17 protein-coding genes are annotated in these 16,761 nt (G+C 71.6%); 8 read left to right on the forward strand and 9 right to left on the reverse strand.

The features are described 5' to 3' along the window. Nucleotides 1-120: 120 nt before the first annotated feature. Nucleotides 121-846 (reverse strand): lysophospholipid acyltransferase family protein, encoded by a 726-nt coding sequence (locus ACFYPJ_RS13550; RefSeq protein ID WP_389015166.1) that lies wholly within the window; start codon nt 844-846, stop codon nt 121-123. 260 nt (nt 847-1,106) lie between these two features. On the opposite strand from ACFYPJ_RS13550, the gene ACFYPJ_RS13555 reads away from it, so the two are divergent. Continuing rightward, nucleotides 1,107-1,502, forward strand: coding sequence for a DUF6153 family protein (locus ACFYPJ_RS13555; RefSeq protein WP_389015169.1), 396 nt, complete (start codon nt 1,107-1,109; stop codon nt 1,500-1,502). Nucleotides 1,503-1,596: 94 nt separating this feature from the next. Continuing rightward, nucleotides 1,597-2,316: a DUF305 domain-containing protein gene (locus tag ACFYPJ_RS13560; RefSeq protein ID WP_389015172.1), complete on the forward strand. Its 720-nt coding sequence runs from the start codon at nt 1,597-1,599 to the stop codon at nt 2,314-2,316. Between the two features lie 52 nt (nt 2,317-2,368). Here ACFYPJ_RS13560 and rocD read toward each other — a convergent pair whose 3' ends face one another. The 3 genes from rocD to ACFYPJ_RS13575 all read right to left on the reverse strand — a co-directional run bounded on the left by rocD (nt 2,369) and on the right by ACFYPJ_RS13575 (nt 5,035). Next, nucleotides 2,369-3,586, reverse strand: coding sequence for an ornithine--oxo-acid transaminase (rocD, locus tag ACFYPJ_RS13565; protein ID WP_389015175.1), 1,218 nt, complete (start codon nt 3,584-3,586; stop codon nt 2,369-2,371). Continuing rightward, a complete protein-coding gene (gene ddaH, locus ACFYPJ_RS13570) occupies nt 3,583-4,395 on the reverse strand; it encodes a dimethylargininase (RefSeq protein ID WP_389015178.1) in 813 nt (270 codons plus the stop codon). Before ddaH ends, rocD begins: the two co-directional genes overlap by 4 nt. A gap of 154 nt (nt 4,396-4,549) precedes the next feature. Next, nucleotides 4,550-5,035, reverse strand: a complete 486-nt coding sequence (locus tag ACFYPJ_RS13575) for an Lrp/AsnC family transcriptional regulator (RefSeq protein ID WP_389015181.1) — start codon at nt 5,033-5,035, stop codon at nt 4,550-4,552. Between the two features lie 77 nt (nt 5,036-5,112). Between ACFYPJ_RS13575 and ACFYPJ_RS13580 the strand changes: the two genes are divergently transcribed. From ACFYPJ_RS13580 to ACFYPJ_RS13595, 4 genes are all read left to right on the forward strand, one after another. Further along, nucleotides 5,113-5,874: a LytR/AlgR family response regulator transcription factor gene (locus ACFYPJ_RS13580; RefSeq protein WP_389015184.1), complete on the forward strand. Its 762-nt coding sequence runs from the start codon at nt 5,113-5,115 to the stop codon at nt 5,872-5,874. 11 nt (nt 5,875-5,885) lie between these two features. After that, nucleotides 5,886-6,239 (forward strand): hypothetical protein, encoded by a 354-nt coding sequence (locus tag ACFYPJ_RS13585; RefSeq protein ID WP_389015186.1) that lies wholly within the window; start codon nt 5,886-5,888, stop codon nt 6,237-6,239. Between the two features lie 21 nt (nt 6,240-6,260). Then, nucleotides 6,261-7,976 carry a cation acetate symporter gene (locus ACFYPJ_RS13590; protein ID WP_389015187.1) on the forward strand — a complete coding sequence of 572 codons (1,716 nt, stop codon included), beginning with the start codon at nt 6,261-6,263 and terminating at the stop codon, nt 7,974-7,976. 151 nt (nt 7,977-8,127) lie between these two features. Next, on the forward strand, nt 8,128-9,336 hold the full coding sequence (locus ACFYPJ_RS13595) for a sensor histidine kinase (RefSeq protein ID WP_389015190.1): 1,209 nt from the start codon (nt 8,128-8,130) through the stop codon (nt 9,334-9,336). Between the two features lie 69 nt (nt 9,337-9,405). On the opposite strand, the gene ACFYPJ_RS13600 is transcribed toward ACFYPJ_RS13595, so the two are convergent. The 4 genes from ACFYPJ_RS13600 to ACFYPJ_RS13615 all read right to left on the reverse strand — a co-directional run bounded on the left by ACFYPJ_RS13600 (nt 9,406) and on the right by ACFYPJ_RS13615 (nt 12,902). Continuing rightward, entirely contained in the window at nt 9,406-9,576 is a 171-nt protein-coding gene (locus ACFYPJ_RS13600) for a hypothetical protein (RefSeq protein ID WP_389015193.1), read from the reverse strand. Nucleotides 9,577-9,684: 108 nt separating this feature from the next. Beyond that, nucleotides 9,685-10,635: a cytochrome c oxidase assembly protein gene (locus ACFYPJ_RS13605; protein ID WP_389015196.1), complete on the reverse strand. Its 951-nt coding sequence runs from the start codon at nt 10,633-10,635 to the stop codon at nt 9,685-9,687. Between the two features lie 282 nt (nt 10,636-10,917). Then, nucleotides 10,918-11,943: a 6-phosphofructokinase gene (locus ACFYPJ_RS13610; protein ID WP_389015199.1), complete on the reverse strand. Its 1,026-nt coding sequence runs from the start codon at nt 11,941-11,943 to the stop codon at nt 10,918-10,920. Nucleotides 11,944-12,218: 275 nt separating this feature from the next. Next, the gene (locus ACFYPJ_RS13615; protein ID WP_389015201.1) at nt 12,219-12,902 is read right to left on the reverse strand and encodes a FadR/GntR family transcriptional regulator; all 684 of its coding nucleotides are present in this window, start codon (nt 12,900-12,902) and stop codon (nt 12,219-12,221) included. 163 nt (nt 12,903-13,065) lie between these two features. Between ACFYPJ_RS13615 and ACFYPJ_RS13620 the strand changes: the two genes are divergently transcribed. Continuing rightward, nucleotides 13,066-13,995: a dihydrodipicolinate synthase family protein gene (locus ACFYPJ_RS13620; RefSeq protein WP_389015204.1), complete on the forward strand. Its 930-nt coding sequence runs from the start codon at nt 13,066-13,068 to the stop codon at nt 13,993-13,995. Between the two features lie 69 nt (nt 13,996-14,064). Beyond that, nucleotides 14,065-15,561 (forward strand): sialate:H+ symport family MFS transporter, encoded by a 1,497-nt coding sequence (locus tag ACFYPJ_RS13625; protein ID WP_389015206.1) that lies wholly within the window; start codon nt 14,065-14,067, stop codon nt 15,559-15,561. A gap of 470 nt (nt 15,562-16,031) precedes the next feature. Here ACFYPJ_RS13625 and ACFYPJ_RS13630 read toward each other — a convergent pair whose 3' ends face one another. Continuing rightward, on the reverse strand, nt 16,032-16,760 hold the full coding sequence (locus tag ACFYPJ_RS13630; protein ID WP_389015208.1) for a type 1 glutamine amidotransferase: 729 nt from the start codon (nt 16,758-16,760) through the stop codon (nt 16,032-16,034). Nucleotide 16,761 lies beyond the last annotated feature (1 nt).

Consider the following 16,761-nt stretch of genomic DNA (forward strand, 5'->3'; position numbering starts at 1 on the left):
TCCGTCGCCCCGATCACCACAGCACGTCCCATGGGGCGACGCCACGGGCCCGTCCCCGCCGGACACCGCCCGTTCCACCGTCGGCGGAGCCCGGCACGGGCCGGCTCCGGAACGCCCGCGTCAGCTCAGCGGCGCCCGCGGGAACCTCCGCTCCTTCACCCCCTGCGCCGCCGCCTCCTCCGCCTTGACGGCGGCGGCGTACCGGTCGACGTACTCCTGCTCGGACAGCGTCAGGATCGCGTACATGATCTCGTCGGTGACGGCGCGCAGGACGGTCTTCTCGTCCTCCAGGCCGGCGTACCGGGAGAAGTCGAGGGGCTTGCCGAAGCGGATGACGACGGGATGGACGTTCGGGATGACCTTGCCCGGCGGCTGGGCCTCGAAGGTGCCGATCATCGCGCACGGGACGACCGGGACGCCCGCCTTCAGCGCCATCACGGCGACACCGACCTTGCCCTTGTACAGGCGGCCGTCGTGCGAGCGGGTGCCCTCCGGATAGATGCCGAGCAGTTCGCCCTTGCCCAGCACGCCGAGGCCCTCGCGGATCGCCGCCTGACCGGCGTCCTTGCCGGAGCGGTCGACCGGGATCTGACCGGCGTTGCGGAAGAAGAACGCGGTCAGCCGGCCCTTGATGCCGGGACCGGTGAAGTACTCCGCCTTGGCGAGGAAGGTGATGCGCCGCTTGAGGATCGCGGGCATCAGGAAGTGGTCGGAGAAGGAGAGGTGATTGCCCGCGACGATGGCGGCCCCGGACGCCGGCACATGCTCCAGCCCTTCCGTGCGGGGCCGGAAGACCAGCCTGAGCAGCGGCCCCAGCAGCACGTACTTGAGCAGGTAGTAGAACACGGCTTGCCCCTTAACTTTGCCAGGTCCGCTTCAAGAGCGAGCCTTTCCCAGGTCGACGGCACGGTCAAGGAAATCGGCGCGTGTGGACCCCGGGTCGGGCCGGTGGACGCTGCTCCGCGTGCCGAGCGGGACACGGAAGGACACGGAAGGACACGGAAGGACACGGAAGGACACGGAAGGACGCGGAGGGACGCGGAGGGACACGGCCGGAAGGCGTACCGCCGGTGGTCCGTGACCGCGCAGCCCCTACGATGGACCCGATGACCCGAACCGACCGGCACCCGTCCCCGCCTCCACGGCGGTGGCGGGCGTTGCTCGTGCTCGGGCTGCTGGCCGGGCTGTTCGGCATGCACGCGCTGGGGCCCGGCGGTGCCATGGGCGGCCCGGAGCACGGCTCCGTCCCGCACCGGACGGCGGTGGTCGCCGTCGGCCCCGACTGCCCCGGCGAGGGGCACTGCGGCGGACAGCACGTGCAGCACGCCGACCCGACCTGCGCCTCCGGCGCCGTGAGCTGGGGGCCGGTTCTGCCCGGGCTCGTCGCGCGACCGGTGGCCGCCGCCGTGCGCGCCGACCGGCCCGGCTCGTGCCCGGCCACGGCGCCCGACGGCGCCCGCGCCCCACCGTCCCTGGCGGAACTCCAACTCCTGCGGATCTAGAGGCCGCGACCACCGCACCCGGACCCTTCCGGCCGCGCGGTGTTCAGCATGCCCATGGCCATCACGGATCATTTCGTACAGCAGGAGTTCACGCATGACCATCCGCAGCACCACGACCAGGCCCGGTACCTCCGAGCCGGCCACGACCGTCCGCACCGCCACCGGGTCCCGCGGGGCCGTCCGTACCCCGGTGCGGCGTGCCGCCCTCGTCCTGGCCACGGCCGGCGCCGCGCTCGTCCTCGCCGCCTGCGGCAGCAGCGACGGCGACGGCGGCAGCGGCCACGCGGGGCACGGCGGCACACCGTCGTCCACGAGCGCGGCCGACACCGCCGGCACCCACAACGCCCAGGACGTCGCTTTCGCGCAGGGCATGATCCCGCACCACCAGCAGGCCGTCGAGATGGCCCGGCTCGCCGCCGGCCGTGCCGCCTCGGCGCAGGTCAAGGACCTCGCCACCCGCATCGAGAAGGCACAGGGCCCGGAGATCACCACGATGACCGGCTGGCTCAGGACCTGGGGTGAGGACGTGCCCATGGCGGGCATGGACCACGGGGACTCGGGCATGAGCGGGAACCCGGGCATGACCGGGATGATGGACGACAAGGACATGACCGCGCTGGAGAAGGCCACCGGGAAGGACTTCGACACGAAGTTCCTGACCATGATGGTCGAACACCACAGGGGCGCCGTCGAAATGGCCACGACCGAGCAGGACAAGGGCGCCTACGGTCCGGCCAAGAGCCTGGCCGGTTCCGTCGTGAGCGCCCAGAACGCCGAGATCGGGGAGATGCGGAAGCTGCTCGGCCAGAGCTGACCGCAGGCCGCCCCCTCCCGGCCGGATGCCGCCGGGAGGGGGCGGACGCGCCTCAGACCAGTACCCTCTCCACCGCCGCCAGCGCGGAGCGCAGTTCCTCCGCGGTGATCGTCAGCGGGGGCGCCAGCCGGATCGTGGACCCGTGGGTGTCCTTGACCAGGACCCCTTCCCGCAGCAGCCGCTCGCCGATATCACGGCCGGTGCCGATGGCTGGGTCGATGTCCACGCCCGCCCACAGCCCGCGCGCACGGAAACCGACCACGCCCCGGCCGACCAGGGCGGTCAGCCCGTCCCGCAGGACCACGCCCAGCTCCGTCGCCCGGCGCTGGAACTCGCCCGTCTCCAGCAGCCCGACCACCGCCGTGCCGACCGCCGCCGCCAGCGGATTCCCGCCGAACGTGGAACCGTGCTCGCCCGGCCGCAGCACACCCAGCACGGCACGCCGGGCCACCACCGCGGAGACCGGCACGATGCCGCCGCCCAGCGCCTTGCCGAGGAGGACCACGTCGGGCTCGACGGACTCGTGCTCGACGGCGAGGGTACGGCCGGTGCGGCCCAGGCCCGACTGGATCTCGTCCGCGATGAAGAGGCAGCCCGCACGCCGGGTCAGCGCACGCACCCCGGCGAGATAGCCGTCGTCCGGGACGACGACCCCGGCCTCCCCCTGGATCGGCTCGATCAGCACCGCCGCCGTCGTCTCGTCGATCGCCGCCTCCAGCGCCGCGAGATCGTTGTACGGGACGATCCGGAAGCCGGGGGTGAAGGGGCCGAAGCCGGCCCGCGCCGACTCGTCCGTGGAGAAGCCGACGATCGTGGTGGTCCGGCCGTGGAAGTTCTCCGCCGCGACCACGATCGTGGCCCGGTCGGCAGGTACGCCCTTGACCTCGTACGCCCATTTCCGCGCGACCTTGATGGCGCTCTCCACCGCTTCGGCGCCGGTGTTCATCGGCAGCACCATGTCGAGCCCGGTCAACCGGGCCAGCCGCTCGGCGAATTCGGCGAGCAGGTCGTGGTGGAAGGCGCGCGAGGTGAGGGTCAGCCGGTCCAGCTGGCGGTGCGCGGTCTCGATCAGCTCGGGATGGCGGTGGCCGAAGTTGAGGGCCGAGTAGCCGGCCAGCATGTCGAGATACCGGCGGCCCTCGACGTCCTCCACCCAGGTGCCCTCGGCACGGGCGACGACCACGGGCAGCGGATGGTAGTTGTGCGCGAGGACCGGCTCCTCCGCCCGGATCAGGTCGGCGGAGGTACGCGTACGTGCGGGTGCGGTCATGAGCGGATCTCCTGGGTGCAGCACTTGATGCCGCCGCCGGCCTTGTGGAACTCCGACAGGTCGACGGGGACGGGGACATAGCCGCGGTCGGCGAGGCGCGCGGCGAGGGCCTCGGCCCGCGGCGCGATGAAGACGTGGCGCCCGTCGGAGACGGAGTTCAGGCCGAAGGCCATCGCGTCCTCGCGGGTGGCGAGCACCGCGTCCGGGTACAGCCGCGCGAGCACCTCGCGGCTGCCGGGGGAGAACGCCTCCGGAAAGTAGGCGATGGTGTGGTCGTCCAGGACGAACAGCGCCGTGTCCAGGTGGTACAGGTACGGGTCCACCAGCGTCAGGCTGATCACCGGCACGCCGAAGAACTCCTGCGCCTCCTGGTGCGCGTCACGGGTCGTGCGGAAGCCGGTGCCGGCGAGCACGTGGGAGCCGGCCGGGACCAGGTCGCCCTCGCCCTCGCACACCGACCGCGGGTGGTGCACGTCGTGGCCCGCCGTCTTGAACCACAGGTCGTAGTGGGTCGACTCGGGACGGCGCTGCGGGGCGAGGAAGAGGGAACCGAAGACCCGTCCGCCGACGACGACCGCGGCGTTCGCGGCGAACACCATGTCGGGCAGACCGGGGACGGGGGCCACGGTCTCGACCGTGTGCCCGTGGGCGAGATAGGCGCTGATCAACGACTGCCACTGCTCCCGGGCCAGGTCGACGTCGACCCGGGTGTCGGGATGCATCCAGGGGTTGATCGCGTACTGCACGGCGAAGTGTCTGGGTTCACAGACGAGGAAGCGCCGGGGGCGCGGCACACGGCTGTCGGGCACAGAGGTGTTCCTCCGCTTTCCTGCGGTGTCGACTGACGGTGGCACCAAGGTAGGAAGTGACGGAGATGGTGGACAAGAAACGAGAGCTGCGCGTGTGCGCAGGAATGGTGCGTTATGGGCGGCCACAACGCAGCAGTGCTGCGTGTGTCGAGGTTTACTCCGGTGCTGCCTGCGTCGCGGCGGCCTCCGGACTTTCCGGCAGCAGATGGGACAGCACCATCACACTGATCGTCTTCCGGATGAACGGCTCCACCCGGATCCGCTCCAGCACCTCCTCGAAGTGCCCGACGTCCCGCGCCCGCACGTGCAGCAACGCGTCCGCGCCGCCCGTCACCGTCATCGCGGCCGTGATCTCCGGATGGTCGCGCACCACCTCGGCCAGCCGCCGCGGCGGGGCGGCACCCTCGCAGTACACCTCGACGTACGCCTCCGTGCGCCAGCCCAGCGCCGACGGCTTCACCGTGGCCGTGAACCCGGTGATCACGTCCGTCTCACGCAGCCGGTCCACGCGCCGCTTGACCGCGGTGGCCGACAGTCCGACCGCCGAGCCGATCTCGGCGAAGCTGCTCCTGGCGTTCGCCATGAGCGCGGTGACGATCTTCCGGTCGAGTTCGTCGAACGGAGCGGTCCTGCTGTTCATGTCGGCACTGTATCCAGCGGGAACGTCCACGCCCGGGACATGTCCACCCGTTCGGATTCCACCTACACTCCACGTTCATGCTGCGAGCCCTCGCCGTCGACGACGAACGCCCCTCGCTGGAGGAACTCCTCTACCTGCTGCAGGCCGATCCGCGCATCGGCAGCGTCGAGGGCGCTGGAGACGCCACCGGGGCACTGCGCCGCATCACCCGCGCACTGGAATCGGGCCCGGAGGGACCCGACGCCGTCGACGTCGTCTTCCTCGACATCCAGATGCCCGGCCTCGACGGCCTGGAGACGGCCCGGCTGCTGACCGGGTTCGCGCATCCGCCGCTGGTCGTGTTCGTCACCGCGCACGAGGACTTCGCGGTGCGCGCCTTCGACCTCAAGGCCGTCGACTACGTACTCAAACCGGTCCGCAAGGAACGGCTGGCGGAGGCCGTGCGCCGGGTCGCGGAACTGCGCGGCAGCGCCGCCGCCCCCCGGATCCCGGTGCACGAACCCGACCCGGACCACATGCCCGTCGAACGCGGCGGCGTGACCCGGTTCGTCGCCGTCGACGACATCACCCACGTCGAGGCCCAGGGGGACTACGCCCGGCTGCACACCGACCGCGGCAGCCACCTCGTCCGCATCCCGCTGTCCACCCTGGAGGACCGCTGGCGCTCCCGCGGCTTCGTCCGCATCCACCGCCGCCACCTCGTCGCGCTGCGCCACATCGGCGAACTCCGACTGGGCGCGGGCACCGTGAGCGTCCTGATCGGCGACGAGGAACTCCAGGTCAGCCGGCGCCACACGCGCGAGTTGCGGGATCTGCTGATGCGCCGGACCACCGGATAGGGAAGGCCACCATGGAACCCGCCGAGCGACGCGTCGTCGTCACCGGACCGCCCCGCCGCACCCGGCGGACCTCCGGTCACCACCGGCCGCGCACCGAGATCGACGAGCAGACCACCCTGGGCCACACCTACGTGCGCACGCTGATGCGCACCCAACTGCGCGCCGCCCTCGCCGTGTTCGCCGTCCTCGTGCTGCTGGTCGGCCCGCTGCCCCTGGTTTTCGCGGCGGCCCCGCAGACCCGGCGCCTCGAATGGCTGGTGCTCGGCTTCGGCCTGTACGCTCCGTTCGTCCTGCTCGCCCGCTGGTACGTGCGCCGCGCCGAGCGCAACGAGCGCGACCTGGTGCGTCTGGTCGAGGACCGCTGAGACGAGGATCGCAAGGCCGCCGTGAACTCCAGCTACGCCGTCGCCGCCGTCGCCCTCGTCGTCGTGGCCACCGTCCTGGTCGGCGCCTTCGGCCTGCGCGTCTCGCGCACCACCTCCGACTTCTACGTCGCCTCGCGCACCGTCGGACCGCACCTCAACGCCGCCGCCATCAGCGGCGAATACCTGTCCGCCGCCTCCTTCCTCGGCATCGCGGGCCTGGTCCTGCTGCAGGGCCCGGACATGCTCTGGTACCCGGTGGGCTACACGGCGGGCTATCTGGTGCTGCTCCTGTTCGTCGCCGCCCCGCTGCGCCGTTCCGGCGCCTACACCCTGCCCGACTTCGCCGAGGCCCGGCTCGCCTCGCACGCCGTACGCCGGCTGGCCGGGGCCTTCGTCGTCGGGGTCGGCTGGCTGTATCTGCTGCCGCAGTTGCAGGGCGCCGGGCTCACTCTGACGGTGCTCACCGGTGCGCCCGAACCGCTCGGCGGGATCATCGTGGCGGTGGTCGTGGTGGCGACGGTCGCGACGGGCGGCATGCGCAGCGTCACCTTCGTCCAGGCGTTCCAGTACTGGCTGAAACTCACCGCCCTTTTCGTCCCCGCCCTGTTCCTGGTCCTCGCCTGGCAGGGCGACGGAGCCCCCCGGCACGCCTTCGACGAACCGGCCACCTTCCGCGAGCAGCGTTCCGTGCGCGTCCAGGACACCGTCGACCTGCGGCTCGACACACCGCTGACGGTCACCGTGACCGGCACGGTCGACGGCCGCCGGCTCGACGGCGCGCGGACCGGCCTGCCGGCCGGCACCCACCGCCTCGAACAGGGCACCCGGCTGGACTTCGGGCCCGGCGACGCGGTGCCGGTCGCCGTCCGGGGCGCGGGCGACGGCATGTCCGCCTCGCTCGCCACGGGCCGCGAGGACCGTCCGCTGTACGCCACGTACGGGCTCATCCTCGCCACCTTCCTCGGCACCATGGGCCTGCCGCACGTCGTCGTCCGCTTCTACACCAGCCCGCACGGCATCGCCGCCCGCCGCACCACCGTCGCCGTCCTCGCCCTGATCGGCGTCTTCTACCTGCTGCCACCCGTGTACGGCGCACTGGGCCGGCTGTACGCCCCGGAACTCAGCATCACCGGTGACGCCGACGCCGCCGTCCTGCTGCTGCCGGGCCGGATGATCGGCGGGCCGGGCGGCGACCTGTTCGGCGCGCTGGTGGCCGGCGGGGCCTTCGCCGCGTTCCTGTCCACCACCTCGGGGCTGACCATGGCCGTGGCGGGCGTGCTGACCCAGGACGTGCTGCCGTCCCGCGGGGTACGGCACTTCAGGCTCGGCACGGTGCTCGCCATGGCGGTGCCGCTGGCGGCGAGCGCACTGGTGGGCGGGCTGCCGGTGGCCGATGCGGTGGGGCTGGCCTTCGCGGTCTCGGCCTCGTCCTTCTGCCCGCTGCTCGTCCTCGGCATCTGGTGGCGGCGGCTGACCCCGCCGGGGGCCGCCGCGGGCATGCTGGCGGGCGGCGGCTGCGCGTTCGCCGCGGTGGCCGTGACCATGGCGGGCCTGCCCGGCACCGGCACCGTGCACGCCCTGCTCACCTGGCCGGCACTGTGGTCGGTACCGCTCGGCTTCCTCACCATGGTGCTGGTGTCCCTGGCCACCGCGGCCCGGGTGCCGCCCGGTACGCCGGCCGTCCTGGCGAGGTTCCACCTGCCGGAGGAACTGGGCGCTCCGCTGGAGGGGCCGTGAGGTGCCGCCGGACGTCCCCGGGTGCCTGCCCTCGCCCGTACCGGGAGGACCCGCATGCGACGGCAGCGCCGTCTTCCGTGCCCCGTGCGGGTGCCGCCCCGCCAGGCCGGCGGCGCACGGCCGTCACCTCGCCGCGCCCGGGGGTGCGGCGATGACCGGTTTCCTGGCGGGCCTGTGCGTCGCCGTCCTGCCGCTGCTCGCGGCCGGTTTCTGGCTGGGGCGGCGCACCGCACGGCCGGACCGGCAGGGCGGACTCGGCACCCCGGTCGAGCACGCCACCTTCCAGACCCTGCACACCGCGTCGCTCGCGGCGCCCCCGCTGCGCGCCGGCCTCACGGAGGAGACCGCGCGCAAGTCGGCCCGCAGGCTGCGCACCCTGCTCGGCACCGACGCCCTGTGCCTGACCGACCCGCAGCAGGTCCTGGTCTGGGACGGCGTGGGCGGCCACCATCGCGGGGAGATCATGGAACGGCTGGCCGGACCGCTGGAGACCGGACGCGGCGAGGCGTTCCGGCTGTCCTGCGAGAGCCCCGACTGCCCGGTCCGCTGGGCCGTGGTGACCCCGCTCACCGTCGACGACCGGGTGCACGGCGCGCTGGTCGCCTGCGCCCCGCGGGAGTCGGCCGTGCTGGTCAGGGCCGCGGGCGAGGTGGCCCGCTGGGTCAGCGTCCAACTGGAGCTGGCCGACCTCGACCGGTCCCGCACCCGGCTCATCGAGGCCGAGATCAAGGTCCTGCGCGCCCAGATCTCCCCGCACTTCATCTTCAACTCGCTGGCGGTGATCGCCTCGTTCGTGCGCACCGACCCCGAGCGGGCCCGGGAACTGCTGCTGGAGTTCGCCGACTTCACCCGGTACTCGTTCCGCAGGCACGGCGACTTCACCACCCTCGCCGACGAACTGCACGCGATCGACCAGTACCTGGCGCTGGTCCGGGCCCGGTTCGGCGACCGGCTCTCGGTCACCCTGCAGATCGCGCCCGAGGTGCTGCCGGTCGCCCTGCCGTTCCTGTGCCTGCAGCCCCTGGTCGAGAACGCCGTCAAACACGGTCTTGAGGGCAAGGCGGACGCCTGCCACATCCAGATCACCGCCCAGGACGCGGGCGCCGAGGCGCTGGTCGTCATCGAGGACGACGGCGTGGGCATGGACCCCCGCGAACTGCACCGGATCCTCGCCGGCGAGATCGGACCCTCCGGCGGCATCGGGCTGTCCAACGTCGACGACAGGCTCCGCCAGGTCTACGGCGACGACCACGGCCTCGTCATGGAGACCGCGGTCGGGGCCGGCATGAAGATCACGGCCAGGGTGCCGAAGTACTGGCCGGGGGTGCACTCGGCGGCCCGGCCCGCCACCGGGGTGTGAACCCGCCACCCGGCCCGGAAGGGGGCGGCCGGCTCGCCCGGACACCCGGGTGGCCGGCCGCTCAGCCGCTCAGCCGCTCTGAGTGACGATCATCGCCAGGGTGAGCAGACCCAGGACGACCCAGCCGAACCACAGCCATCCGTTGCTGCCGAGCACCACCGAGTAGGCCGTCACCACGACGAGTCCGCCGATGGTGAGCACCCCCATCGTCTTCGTGGAACCGTGCCTGGAAACGGGCATCGTGACACCCTCCTCATGGTCCGTTCCCTCCATGGTGCCCCGTTCGGCACCGGAACGAATCCGTCCGTCCGGGACCGGCCGGAAGCGGACCACGACGGCTCCGCGGCCTCAGCTCTTGCGTGCGTGCAGAGAGGCCAGGTAGGCGTTGTACGCCGCCAGCTCCTTGTCACCGTCCCGGTCGGCGGCCCGGTCCGTGCGCCGTGCCTGCCGCTGCTCGGACCCGTACCACTGGAACAGCAGGGCGACCAGTACCAGCACCGACGGGATCTCGCTGAATGCCCAGGCGATGCCGCCCGCGGCGGTCTGGTCGGAGAGCGCGTCGATCCCGAGCGAGGCGGGCGGATGGCTGAAGGTGCCGATCATCGGCGAGGACGCCATCATCAGCGCGATGCCGAAGAACGCGTGGAAGGGCATCCCCGCGAACAGTTCCAGCATCCGCATCAGGTACCCGGGCCGGTGCGGGCCGGGGTCGACGCCGATGATGGGCCAGAAGAACACCACGCCCACCGCGAGGAAGTGCACCATCATCACGGTGTGCCCGGTCTTCGACCCCATCAGGAAGTCGAACAGCGGGGTGAAGTACAGCCCGTACAGGCTCGCGATGAACAGCGGGATGGTGAACGCGGGGTGCGTGATGATCCGCATGTAGCGGCTGTGCAGCAGAGCCAGCAGCAGTTCGCGCGGACCCTTGTGGCCGCGGCGTGCGACCGGCAGCGCGCGCAGCGCCAGGGTGACCGGCGCTCCCAGCAGGATGAGGATCGGCGACAGCATGCTGATCACCATGTGCTGCACCATGTGCACGCTGAACATGACCATGCCGTAGTCGTTCAGCCTGGTGCACATCATCAGCGCGATGGTCAGCACACCGACGACGAACGAGAGGGCCCGCCCCACCGGCCAGGCGTCACCGCGCCGCCGCAGCCGCACCACCCCCCAGGCATAGAGGGCCACTCCCAGCAGGCAGGCGACGAGGAAGAACGGGTCGGTGGACCACTGGAGTCCCCGCCCCAGCGTGAACGGCGGCAGATCCATCGTCATGCCGTGCCCGCTGTGCTCCATCCGCCGGCTCCTGATTCGTGGGGGTTGTGCCTGTCTGTCCGCACACAGACTAGAGCGGCCCCCGACGGCCCCTGAGACCGGGGGGCAGGGCCACGTGCTCCCCGGGGAACACACAGAACTGTGAGACGGGCCACACCGCACCCGAACCCGCACTCGCACCCGAACCCGGCCATGGACGACACCCCAGGGCGCGTTCCGTCAGGAGACTCCCGCCAGGGAACACTCGCGAGGAAACGCCCGTCAGGGAACACCTGCCTGGGATCTCCTGTCAGGGAACTCTCGTCAGAGAACGCACTCCGCTTCCTCGTACCGCTCCACGGGCACCGTCTTCAGCGTCTCCACGGCCTCCGCCAGCGGCACGGTCAGGATGTCGGTGCCGCGCAGCGCCGTCATCACCCCGAACTCCCCGCGGTGCACGGCCTCCACCGCGTGCCACCCGAACCGCGTCGCCAGCACCCGGTCGTACGCCGTGGGCGTCCCGCCCCGCTGCACATGCCCGAGGATGACCGGACGGGCCTCCTTGCCGAGCCGCTGCTCCAGTTCGATGGAGAGTTGCCGGGCGATCCCGGCGAACCGCTCATGACCGTAGACGTCCGTGCCGCCCTCGTCGAAGTCCATGGTGCCCGCCCTGGGCTTGGCGCCCTCCGCGGCGACCACGATCGCGAACCGCTTGCCCGCCGCGAAGCGTTCGCCGACCCGCCGGGCCAACTCGTCGATGTCGAAGGGGCGTTCCGGTACGACGATGGCGTGGGCGCCGGCCGCCATGCCGGAGTGCAGCGCGATCCAGCCGGTGTGCCGGCCCATGACCTCGACGACGAGGACGCGCTGATGGGACTCGGCGGTGGTCTTGAGCCGGTCGAGGGCGTCGGTCGCGACGCCCACGGCCGTGTCGAAGCCGAAGGTGACGTCCGTGACGGCGATGTCGTTGTCGATGGTCTTCGGTACGCCCACGATGGGCAGGCCGTTGTCGGAGAGCAGCCGGGCCGCCTTCAGCGTGCCCTCGCCGCCGATCGGGATGATCGCGTCGAGGCCGAGTTCGGTGACGTGGCCGCGGGCCAGCTCCACGCCGTCCCGCAGGTGGGAGGGCTGTACCCGGGAGGAGCCGAGAATGGTGCCGCCGCGGGCCAGGATGCCGCCGACGGCGTCGAGATCGAGCTTGAGGTAGTCGCACTCCAGGAGGCCCTTCCAGCCGTCCCGGAAACCGATGACCTCGTCGCCGTGGTCGACGACCGCACGGTGCACGACGGACCGGATGACGGCATTCAGGCCGGGGCAGTCGCCGCCGGACGTGAGGACACCAATGCGCATAGCCCGGATTACCTTCTTGATGTGGGCCTGGGGCCGGACCGCGTTGTCCGGCTCGATCCTGGGCGTGTGTCGAAACGCGCCCTGCCTCACCCTACCGGCGGGAGGGGGTCGTCCCGAAGCGTCCGTCCGCCTGCTGGACGTGCCCGCACATGTGAGCGGGGCTGCCGTCAAGAGGGCTTTTGGAAAACCTCGGCGGAGCCGCGGGACGGGTTCGGAGCGGGTTCGGAACGGGTCCGCAACGGGTCGGTCAGGTGCGGAAAACCGGAGGGCACGGCTCACTGGTGCGCCAGGCGGCCCCGGATGTCGTCGAAATGCCGGTGCATCGCCGTCTCCGCGGCCGTCGAGTCGGCCGCGCGCACGGCCGTGAGGATCCGGCCGTGCATCCGGGCCAGTTCCTCGCCGTCCGCGGCCGCGCCGATACTCTGCGCGCGCACCCGGTGGAAGGCGGACCAGAACGCGTCGAGGAGCTCGCTGAGCAGCACGTTGTCGAGCGAGCGGTAAAGGGTGCGGTGGAACGCGCGGTCGGTTTCGGCGGCTATCGCACCCGACTCCCGGACCTCGGTGTGCATACGGTCGACCAGTTCGTCCAGCGTGCGCAGGTCCTCGTCGGGCAGCCGGCCCGCGACCTGGTGCATGAGGCCCACCTCCAGGGCCTCGCGCAGTTGCAGCAGTTCGAGCAGGCTGTCCGTGCCGAGGCTGTGCCGGACCACGGTGCGGAAGGCCAGGGCCTCGATCAGCGGGTCGAGCGACATCGCCCCGACATAGGTGCCGTAGCCGCGCCGGATCTCGACGATGTGCACGGCCTGGAGCGACTTGAGCGCCTCTCGCAGGGAGTTCCTGCTCACACCGAAGACCTTCATCAGCTCGGTCTCGGTGGGCAGCGGATCCCCGGGGCGCAGCCCGCGTTCCACGATCAGTTCCTTGATCCGGTCCGCTGCGTCGGAGGCGACCGATCGCATCGTCTGTCCTTTCTCGACCCTTGACTTTCGGATTTCACCGTGGCTGACTTTCGTCTGTCGCAGGACATCCTACGTCCAACGTCCTACCTCCTGCCATGGAGGTGGGCGCGCCCGGCCGGCCCGCAGTCCCGTGACCGGCGACAGCACGACCTGGAGCACGAGCATGCCATTCCCCACCCCCCTGCGCGGCGTCGTCCCGCCCGTCATCACACCTCTCACCCCGGAAGGAGAGGTGGACGTCCCCTCACTGCGCCGGCTCACCGAGCATCTGGTCGCAGCAGGGGTGCACGGCCTGTTCGTCCTCGGATCGAGCGGTGAGGCCGCCTACCTCACGGACGCCCAGCGCCGGACGGTGGTGGAGACGGCCGTGGACACCACGGCCGGCCGGGTGCCGGTACTGGCCGGAATCATCGACACCACCACGCCCCGGGTCCTCGACCGGGCCGCTGACGCCGCCAAGGCGGGCGCCGACGTCCTCGTGGCCACCGCGCCGTTCTACACCCGCACGCATCCCGCCGAGATCGCCGACCACTTCCGGCGGATCCGCACCGGTGCCGACCTGCCGCTGTTCGCGTACGACATCCCGGTCGCCGTGCACACCAAGCTGCCCCGCACCGTCGTCCTCGACCTGGCCGCCGACGGCACGCTGGCCGGGCTGAAGGACTCCAGCGGCGACGAGGGCTCACTGCGCCGCCTGCTGGTCCGACTACGGGCCCGGACTGCCGATTTCAGCGTTCTGACCGGCTCCGAACTCACCGTCGACGGCGCACTGCTGATGGGCGTCGACGGAGTCGTTCCCGGACTCGGCAACGTCGACGTGGAAGGTTACGTACGCCTCTACGCGGCCGCGCGGGCCGGGGACTGGGCCGCCGCCCGGGCCGAACAGGACCGGCTGGCCGCGCTGTTCGACCTCACCGACGTGGGCGACCCGGCCGAGATGGGCGGCAGCTCCTCCGCGCTCGGCGGCTTCAAGGCCGCGGCCCGGCTGCGCGGCCTCATCGACTGTGCGGCCACCGTCGCGCCGCAGATTCCGCTCGGCGCCGAAGCGGTGGCCCGCGTCCGCGCCCACCTCGTCACGGCCGGACTGCTGTAGCCCCGCCGCGGTCCGCCCGTCCCCCCACCCAGCCTGACGCGCATCTCCTCCACCCGCATTGGATCCGTCATGTCATCCGTACAGTCCGCCCCGACGCCCCTGCCCTGGTACCGGGAACTCGACCGGGAGAAGTGGAAGTCCTTCTTCGCCGCCTGGATCGGCTACGCCCTGGACGGCTTCGACTTCGTACTGATCACCCTCGTACTGACCGAGATCGCCGACGAGTTCGGCCTGTCGACCGTCGAGTCCGCGAGCCTGGTCTCGGGCGCCTTCATCACGCGGTGGCTCGGCGGAGCCGTGCTCGGCGCGTTCGGCGACCGCTTCGGCCGCAGGTCCGCGATGATCGTCAGCATCCTGCTGTACTCGGTCGGCACCCTCGCCTGCGGCTTCGCCTGGGGCTACACGAGTCTGTTCACCGCCCGTCTGCTGGTCGGCATGGGCATGGCGGGCGAGTACAGCGCCAGCGCCACCTACGTCCTGGAGAGCTGGCCGGCGCGGCTGCGCAATCGCGCCTCGGGGTTCCTGATCTCCGGCTTCTCGCTGGGCGGTGTCGCCGCGGCCGAGGTGTACGCGCGCGTGGTGCCGGCGTACGGCTGGCGCTGGCTGTTCTACATCGGGCTGCTGCCCGTGGTCGTCGCGCTGTGGGTGCGCCGCGCGCTGCCGGAGGCCGGTGACTGGGAGAAGCGGGTGGGGTCGGCCGGCGCGGCGCCGAACCCCTTCCGGCCGCTGTTCGCGGACCGGCGCAGGGCCTGGGCCAACTCCGTCCTGGTGGTCCTCGCCACGGGATCGCTGTTCGCGGTGTTCACGCCGGTCGGCGCGGGCGCCGTGCCCGTCCTGTCCGTCCTGGCCGCGGCCTGTCTGATCGCCTTCGCCGTCCAGCTCGGCGGCCGCAAGCGCTGGCTCCTGTTCGTCGCGCTGTGCGTGACCGTGTTCTGCGCGTTCCTGTACAGCTGGCCGGTGCAGGCCCTGCTGCCCACCTACCTCAAGACCGAGCTGGGCTACACCCCGGCGCAGGTCAGCGACGCGCTCTACTGGGCCGGGTTCGGCACCATGGCGGGCTGCATCATCGCCGGCTTCCTCGGTGACCGGTTCGGCACCCGCAAGGCGTACAGCTTCACCCTGCTGGTCGGGATCGCCTTCGTCTTCCCGGTCTTCGCGGTCCGCGGCAGCCTCGTCGGCCTCGGGGTGCTCCTCTTCTTCATGCTCGCCTGCATGCAGGGGATCTCCGGCCTGCTGCCCAAGTTCATCGCGGGACACTTCCCGACCGAGACCCGAGCGGCGTCCCTTGGCTTCACCTACAACGTGGGGGCGCTGGGCGGTGCCGTGGCACCCGTGCTCGGTGCCCGGCTGGCCTTGAACATGTCCCTGGGACAGTCACTTGCCGTGCTCACCTTCGCGCTGACCCTCGTGGTGATCCTGCTGATCGGCTTCAACGTCCCGAGCCGCCTCAACCGCCTCATCGACCCGACACCCGTACCCGACTACCTCACCACGGAGGCCGCAGAGGACACCCACGCCTCGACACCGCCCCGGACGGAACAGTCGGACAGCATCCCCCGCAAGTAGGAATCCCACCACCCTCCGTGATGCCGCCATCCATCGCGGGTCGGCGATCCTGCCGACCCGCGACGGCGTGCTGGACGGACGTCGGCCCGATGCTCCACTGCTGGAACTCGGACCGGATCGCCCGAGGACCCGAGGGCACCTGCACCTGCTACGACTTCTGGGCCCTCGCCCCGCGCCACGTGATCCCGAACAAACCAGCAGGATCACCACCGGACGCAAACCGCCTTTGAGGGGCGCGGGGAACTGCGCGACCAGCCACAACGCACCCGCAGTTGCCCCCTGCCCTCGTGATGCCACCTTCTTTTGCAGCAACCGCTGAGCGCAAACCCCCTTTGAGGGGCGCGGGGAACTGCGCGACCAGCCACAACGCACCCGCAGCCGCCTATCCCCGTAGCCCCCGGCTCAACCGCCACCCCCCCATTACGCCCCCGGCACATCCGCCAAACCCAGCGGAGCGCCCCGGCGGAGCGCTACGAAGGTTGTTGCGCAGCGCTGATCCGCTCGTCGCGCAGCGCCTCGTACCACCGGTCGTCGACCGGCGGCAGCGCGTTCACGTCCAGCGCCAGCTTCAGCAGCAGATCCGCGATCAGCGGGTTGCGGGCGAGGACGGGCCCGTGCATGTACGTACCGAAGACGGTGTCGTTGTACGCGCCCTCCGTGCCGTCCCCGGTGCCGTTGCCGCGGCCCAGCCGGACCTGGGCGAGGGGGCGGGCCGCGGGGCCGAGGTGGGTGACGCCCTGGTGGTTCTCGAAGCCGGTCAGCGGCGGCAGTCCCAGACGCGGGTCGATGTCCCCGAGGACATCACCGACGCACCGCTCGCCCTCGCCGCGCACCGAGACCACGTCGAGCAGCCCGAGGCCGGGCTCGCGCTGGCCGAGGTCGTTGATGAACTCGTGGCCGAGGATCTGGTAGCCCGCGCACACCGAGAAGACGATCGCGCCGTTCTCCACCGCCTTGTGCAGGCCCCCGTCACGGCGCAGTCGCTCCGCCGCGAGCCGCTGCGGCCGGTCCTCGCCGCCGCCGATCAGGTAGATGTCGCCGGAGGTCGGGATCGGCTGGTCGCTGCGCACGTCGAGCCGGGCCACATCGAGGCGGCGCTGCCGGGCCCGCCGCTCCACGACGAGCGCGTTGCCCTGGTCGCCGTAGGTGCTCAGCAGGTCCGGGTAGATCCACACCAGACGCAGGCTGTTGTCGCTCATG

It is taken from the genome of Streptomyces sp. NPDC006012 (genome assembly GCF_042871185.1).
Lineage (GTDB): Bacteria > Actinomycetota > Actinomycetes > Streptomycetales > Streptomycetaceae > Streptomyces.

Excerpts from the sequence above, each read along its gene's own strand:
- ACFYPJ_RS13575 (WP_389015181.1), bottom strand. The coding sequence starts at position 5,035 with ATGAACAGCAGGACCGCTCCGTTCGACGAACTCGACCGGAAGATCGTC.
- ACFYPJ_RS13630 (WP_389015208.1), bottom strand. The coding sequence starts at position 16,760 with ATGAGCGACAACAGCCTGCGTCTGGTGTGGATCTACCCGGACCTGCTG.
- ACFYPJ_RS13615 (WP_389015201.1), bottom strand. The coding sequence starts at position 12,902 with ATGCGATCGGTCGCCTCCGACGCAGCGGACCGGATCAAGGAACTGATC.
- rocD (WP_389015175.1), bottom strand. The coding sequence starts at position 3,586 with ATGACCGCACCCGCACGTACGCGTACCTCCGCCGACCTGATCCGGGCG.
- ACFYPJ_RS13580 (WP_389015184.1), top strand. The coding sequence starts at position 5,113 with ATGCTGCGAGCCCTCGCCGTCGACGACGAACGCCCCTCGCTGGAGGAA.
- ACFYPJ_RS13555 (WP_389015169.1), top strand. The coding sequence starts at position 1,107 with ATGACCCGAACCGACCGGCACCCGTCCCCGCCTCCACGGCGGTGGCGG.
- ACFYPJ_RS13610 (WP_389015199.1), bottom strand. The coding sequence starts at position 11,943 with ATGCGCATTGGTGTCCTCACGTCCGGCGGCGACTGCCCCGGCCTGAAT.
- ACFYPJ_RS13605 (WP_389015196.1), bottom strand. The coding sequence starts at position 10,635 with ATGGAGCACAGCGGGCACGGCATGACGATGGATCTGCCGCCGTTCACG.
- ACFYPJ_RS13620 (WP_389015204.1), top strand. The coding sequence starts at position 13,066 with ATGCCATTCCCCACCCCCCTGCGCGGCGTCGTCCCGCCCGTCATCACA.
- ACFYPJ_RS13585 (WP_389015186.1), top strand. The coding sequence starts at position 5,886 with ATGGAACCCGCCGAGCGACGCGTCGTCGTCACCGGACCGCCCCGCCGC.
- ACFYPJ_RS13595 (WP_389015190.1), top strand. The coding sequence starts at position 8,128 with ATGACCGGTTTCCTGGCGGGCCTGTGCGTCGCCGTCCTGCCGCTGCTC.
- ACFYPJ_RS13625 (WP_389015206.1), top strand. The coding sequence starts at position 14,065 with ATGTCATCCGTACAGTCCGCCCCGACGCCCCTGCCCTGGTACCGGGAA.
- ACFYPJ_RS13560 (WP_389015172.1), top strand. The coding sequence starts at position 1,597 with ATGACCATCCGCAGCACCACGACCAGGCCCGGTACCTCCGAGCCGGCC.
- ACFYPJ_RS13600 (WP_389015193.1), bottom strand. The coding sequence starts at position 9,576 with ATGCCCGTTTCCAGGCACGGTTCCACGAAGACGATGGGGGTGCTCACC.